The sequence below is a fragment of the Paenibacillus prosopidis genome (assembly GCF_003337375.1).
Taxonomy (GTDB): Bacteria; Bacillota; Bacilli; order Paenibacillales; family Paenibacillaceae; genus Pristimantibacillus; species Pristimantibacillus prosopidis.
This window is the reverse complement of the sequence record NZ_QPJD01000045.1, coordinates 1-5,542: the sequence shown is the minus strand read 5'-3', so window position 1 is coordinate 5,542 and position 5,542 is coordinate 1. Positions and strand designations below refer to the sequence as shown.

General features: G+C 41.9%; 5 protein-coding genes. All 5 read right to left on the bottom strand.

Going from position 1 to position 5,542, the window contains the following annotated elements:
• Positions 1-462 precede the first annotated feature (462 nt).
• Positions 463-1,197: an Imm26 family immunity protein gene (locus tag DFP97_RS29845; RefSeq protein ID WP_181873745.1), complete on the bottom strand. Its 735-nt coding sequence runs from the start codon at positions 1,195-1,197 to the stop codon at positions 463-465.
• 1,014 nt (positions 1,198-2,211) lie between these two features.
• On the bottom strand, positions 2,212-2,967 hold the full coding sequence (locus tag DFP97_RS29840) for a creatininase family protein (protein WP_114384296.1): 756 nt from the start codon (positions 2,965-2,967) through the stop codon (positions 2,212-2,214).
• A 261-nt stretch (positions 2,968-3,228) separates the two neighbouring features.
• A complete protein-coding gene (locus DFP97_RS29835) occupies positions 3,229-3,798 on the bottom strand; it encodes a hypothetical protein (protein ID WP_114384295.1) in 570 nt (189 codons plus the stop codon).
• Positions 3,799-3,970: 172 nt separating this feature from the next.
• On the bottom strand, positions 3,971-4,690 hold the full coding sequence (locus tag DFP97_RS29830) for a hypothetical protein (RefSeq protein ID WP_114384294.1): 720 nt from the start codon (positions 4,688-4,690) through the stop codon (positions 3,971-3,973).
• A 366-nt stretch (positions 4,691-5,056) separates the two neighbouring features.
• Positions 5,057-5,263 (bottom strand): zinc ribbon domain-containing protein, encoded by a 207-nt coding sequence (locus tag DFP97_RS29825; RefSeq protein ID WP_114384293.1) that lies wholly within the window; start codon positions 5,261-5,263, stop codon positions 5,057-5,059.
• Positions 5,264-5,542 lie beyond the last annotated feature (279 nt).

Here is a 5,542-nt window from a genome sequence, read left to right as displayed (position 1 = left end):
GACTCCACACCTTGGATAGATAGAACGAAGGAATGTGAGGGCATAGACCCGTTGAGATTTGGGAGAGTGAATCCCAAGGACCTTGTGGAGAGAGACGTGCAGTAAATCTTATATGGAAGATGTTGTAATTAGACCAGCACCTTCTATTCCCGCATGCCCTCAAACGGAACTGCTTAGCCCATCTCATGTAATCCTTTTAACTCCTATTTAAACATACATGTGAAATTCTGCGAATGAGCGAGGTTTTCATGTTTCTAACCCCCATTATTGCACCTAAACAGAATCATTGTAACGTGAATATTACACTGTTGAAACAGGTAATAACAGGGGAAGAATATGATGATCTGACCAATTATGCGATCTAAATTGTTTAAGCTATGCTGCCTGTTATTTGAGCGAAGGGCCAACACACAGCAACCCTTCGACATTGAACTATCGTTACCCAGTTAGTACAATAGCTTATTATTCACTTTGTTTCCATAACATATCTTCATAGTAATTTTGCCAAGATACTATGCCAAAATGTGCATTCGCCAATCTATGAAACATGTGACTAGCATAATAGTGATTCGTAAACTGTGGACTTAATGTGACCTCTATAGCAACGTCTTCATTACCAATTACTTCCCACTGAAAGGTGTTTAACCGGTTCGTATTAATTTGAACAATTGAAAGTATTTTTTTAGGGTCCAGTAACTTGTCTTTTTCCTTGTCTTTTTCACTGTACTTATCACCAAACAACGCACACACAGCACCGGATCGTTTAATCAGAATTAATACTTGTCCATACGCTTTAGTTACACCATCATCGAGCAGAAATACAAAGATGTCACCGGTTCGCCACTTCTGTGCTTTAGGTCGTTCCCAAGACGTCATTATTTCAGTTATATCCATTATCGAGGAATCAGAAATTGATAAATTTGAAACGGACATGATTTTAATTGCTTTAAGTACACTCACCATGCTATCAGCTTTTAAAGTGTATATTGCGCAATTATCGGCTTCAGAATCAAAAAAGACTTTACTATCGGGCGCATTTAACTTTAGAAATCTCCTAATTTTCTTCTCAGCTAAATAGTTATCTTCAACGCCTAAAATTTCTGATAGATCTTGAAAAATAAAAAATTTACTTTGACTTGCATCTGGCATATGGACTGTAATAAGACCACAACTAATTGCAGTAATCGGTATTTCCACTAAACATGCCTCCAGGAATCCCCTATATAGTAATTCCAATTCTACCATAATAAAAAATACTTGGTTACTTTATTGAAGAAACCTAGCTTAAGCTATACCTTCCGCCCGTCGATGAGCGGCCCTTGGAGCCGCGACGGACTGCCGCAGATTTCAGCAGCCATTCGCCCTGCGTAATTTCGTTAGTTTTGGCTTGCCCCTCTTTCTTTGCGCCCGAGTCTTACGGCCCTCGGCCATTTCCCTGCAAAGTTCATTTGCAACAAATCGGAACGCTTCTTCGACCGTCAGACTTTAATGAGGCTATCCTTCCGAATTGTATAAGTGACGGAGCAATTGAGCTTTAGAGATCTTCGGTACCAAGGAGGCCAGAAACGTTAAAGCGGCGATGCCATGACCACCACCGCCGCTTCGAAGCGTTTCTGATTGCACTTCTCGGGCTTATCGTGCAAATCATTCAGATTGGACGAGCAAGAATCACGGGCATATGCTTGTTGAAATAATGGAGGTATGATGACGATACGTTCAGGCTTATTACAGGCCAAGCTTTCTTGGCATCTCGTCACGATCCAAACGGACGACGGGGATGGTCGAGGATATTACGCAATGGACGGTCACACTGCGGCAGATAGACAGGATCATGTTTGTGCCAGTCGTCGTTATCGTGAGTGCATCCGTGTTGCCGCAGCTGGGCGATGGTTGAATGATATGCCACCATCATCCCTTCTACGATCGTGGAGATCTATAAACTATTTTGACCCATAGAGTGGCGGGGCTAAAATGAACTTGGCTGCCGAATCTTTAGGTCTGCAGCCTTCAAGTTGTTTATGCTATCGTACCCGTTAGCCATCCATGCATCTCTTATGCTGAACACAGAGCATAAAGTTTATCCGTTCTTTCATGGTAGTTTAATGAGTCGCACTTCTATTCAGTGTATAACTCTACTGGGGACACGCTTTCAATAGAAAAGAGGAGCTGCCAAAAATAGCAAACTCCTCCACTATCGTACCCGTCCCTGAATCACCCTTGAGTTTTTCGACGGTATCCCTCTTCAAGGATTTGTTTCAAACCTTCAGTTCTTCTTTTAATAAATGTGTTCCAAAATATCTTACCTTTTTCAGCCAGTTCATCGTGTGAATAAATTCCTTCTTCAAACTTTCCCCAGCAACCATCCTGAGTTAGCTTATCCCATCCTAAGTAATCTGCATAAAGACGGTTTTCTGAAGGTATGTCTGACCCCATTGAATTGGTTTTAACCAATTCAGGACAAAGCCACATAGCTGTACAAACGGACAATAAACCACCGTGCATTTCATTTAAGCCTTTTAAACCTGCCGCTTCAACTGCTTCTTCCCATGCAAAATGATTATTATGATTTGCAGAAATCAAGATTATCTGAGGGTACTTGTAATTAATATGCTTGACGAAAGCTCCCTCCCAATATGATCCGCCATGTCCAGTACAGACCAAAAACTTCATAAATCCTTGTCTTATTAGGTTGCAAATAATATCTTCCAACATAGCTGTTAACATGTTGGGGCTTACGGTAACTGTTCCCTTGAAATTGGCATGCTCTTCAGAGGTATTAAAGGGGATTGTAGGCAACACGTAAGCATTCAATTCCTTTCCATATGCGGTCGCATATAACTCAGCAATAAGCGTATCTAAATGCATAGGCAAGTAAGGTCCAAACTGTTCCGTAGCCCCAACCGATAGAACAGCTGTATTAATCCCACTATTTGAAATTTCCATTGTCGTGTTCTTAAAATTTAGCATTCTAGCACTCCTTAAGAAGCTATTTTCTTAGCACCACGCTAAATTGTACCATTTTTTGAGTGGTAGAGAACGGTTATATAAAAACTTACCTGTGACTGGGTATTAAACTCATCTGCCAGTTAGTTGAGTGAAAAAATGAGCATCTGCACCGCCGCAGCTTGCTCCACTATCGTACCCGTTAGCCATCCATACAACTCTTATGCTGCACAACAAAGCATGAAAGATAAGCCGTTCTTTCATGGTAGTGTAACGAGACTTCTGTTACGAGGAGGTTCTTTTCCATTTCACCAAGTAAATCAGCAACCCAGTAACAAGTACAACTCCCCCCGTAGCATAATAAATATGGAAGTCTATTTCTGTCATAAACCACATTTTATACGATAGATTGACTTCTTTCCCTGGCGAGAGGCCGTCTGTACCAAGTAATTTCGACGCTTCTGACACGTCATCCATTTTATAGGTCGTACTACAAGGGCTGCTGGCCAGAATCCCTTCGTTTTCATATACGTAAATTAAATAGGACTGCCCTTCCTGGAAATCATAACCCCAAGTGTAATCGGTCGAAACAATGATTTGGGAATTAAACTCCATTTTCCAACTTTGTTTCACGTCGATAAGTACGTTTCTAACGAATTCTTTTGTTCCTATAAATCTCTCTTGTTTAATGTCTCCCTTTACCTTCTTAACCTCGCCGAATACGGCTGCATCAAAAAAATCTAATTGTTCATGAGGGCCTCCCACCTCGACGCAGGACAAAGCATGCGTTTTAGTGCCAAAGGAGACTGTTAAGAATAACCCAAATACAAACACCAATAAACCACGCTTCTTCACCCAATCCCCCTAATATGATTCACCTGCTACGAGGCACCGGAGCCTCGTCCTGTTTATTCAATGAACTAATGTACCCGTTAGCCATCCATGATCACTTATGCTGCACCACAGAGCATGAAAGTTAATCCGTTCTTTCATGGTAGTTGAATGCCAAGACAGAAAACCATACAGTCTAGTCCGCGACGAGCTGTCCGTTTTCGTATGTGTATTGACGTTCTGTTCCGTCTTCGCGCACTTTTCCGATCTCGAACACGATATCGCCACTTTTTTCTAACACACGGGCAAATTTTTGATCTTCCGAGTTGGACGTTTGGTCAACTATTTCGGCGGATTCTATTTCACTACCATTTAGCCGCAAGATCTCGACGTTCGGAAAGTTGAGATGCGCGCCATTGAAGCTGGCGATCATCTCTTCGCTGCCGTCGCCCTCCAGATCCATCACTTCAGGACGACCTATCGTTTGGAACAACACAAGGTTTCCGCTTTGCTTGTCCGAACCCAGAACTTCCCAACTCGTGAGTTCTGTTCCGATCCCTACGATAAGCTCGATGTCACCGAATGGTCCCTCTAGCATTTGGGTTTTGATATTTTCCACATTGTAGACGCCGCCAAGATCGTAGAATTTGCCTGCATGTTTGGCTAGAGCGTAATCGTCACCAGAACTGTCTTCATAAAGTATGATCGCTGTATCTCTGTTTTTAATTTCTTTGGTAACTGTCCAATCTTCGTTCGCGTTCTTAGGAAGAAGCTCGGTCACAGCCGTTTGCTTGAACGAGAGCTGAAGGACGTCCTGCTGCTCCTGATCTGAGGGTTTACCATCGTTGCCGTTTGAGCAACCAACGGTGATGAATGCGATTAACAATACTGTTGTGGCGAGCTTATTGATTTTCATGTTGTTCCCCCGTCGTGGTGGTTCGTTCTATATAGTGACGCCTTCCATTAATTAAATGTTGCGAGTTTTAAACTGGAAATACATAAATATGGACTTTGAAAATACTCATCCCTTTGTTCAGCAAAAAAATAGAGCATTTTACTGTTAAACTAATCTGCCAGTTAGCGAATCGAGGCTGCCGATTGATTGTCGGCAGCCTCATGGTAGGTTTTTTCATCTCTGGTTTCCCTAGCGAAGTAATAAGGCATGAGAATTAGAGATAAGCCTATTAGGTCTTAATCTCACACAACAGCCCAATAGCAACAAGCTGCATTCATGTTGAATCTTGTGTCTTGGTGCAATAGTTTTTGTTCAAAAAATAATCACTTATCCACCGAAAAAGAAATCAAGAATATTAGAAGTCTTTGATGCGTTCCTGTTATAAAACTCCGAATATCCACAATCCTTACAGTAAACAACAATGAATTCGTTTTTTTGGATATCGAACATTTTTGACAGCCCTGTTCCAGTCATTGCTACTTCCTTGGTATCTGCGTCTTTTCCTCCGCATTTAATACATCCTCTATTACTCATATTTATTCACTCCTCATTTAAGCTCACTATTATTACGAACTGCCTAAACATGGGTTCCGAAGTATACTACCCATAAGCTGAATAGGCTGCCGAATCGGCAGCCTATTACATTGCACTATCGTACCCGTCCCTCGGTTTTAAGGGTTTTTCTCACATATACTCACTCATTCGCAGGATTTCGTCACCATAGAATACAGCTGTTGTTCAGAAAGCAAGCTCATTAGACACCGTTGCTCTGGTCTTGGGCATGCAGAAACAGAAGAAGCGTGTGGGACATTT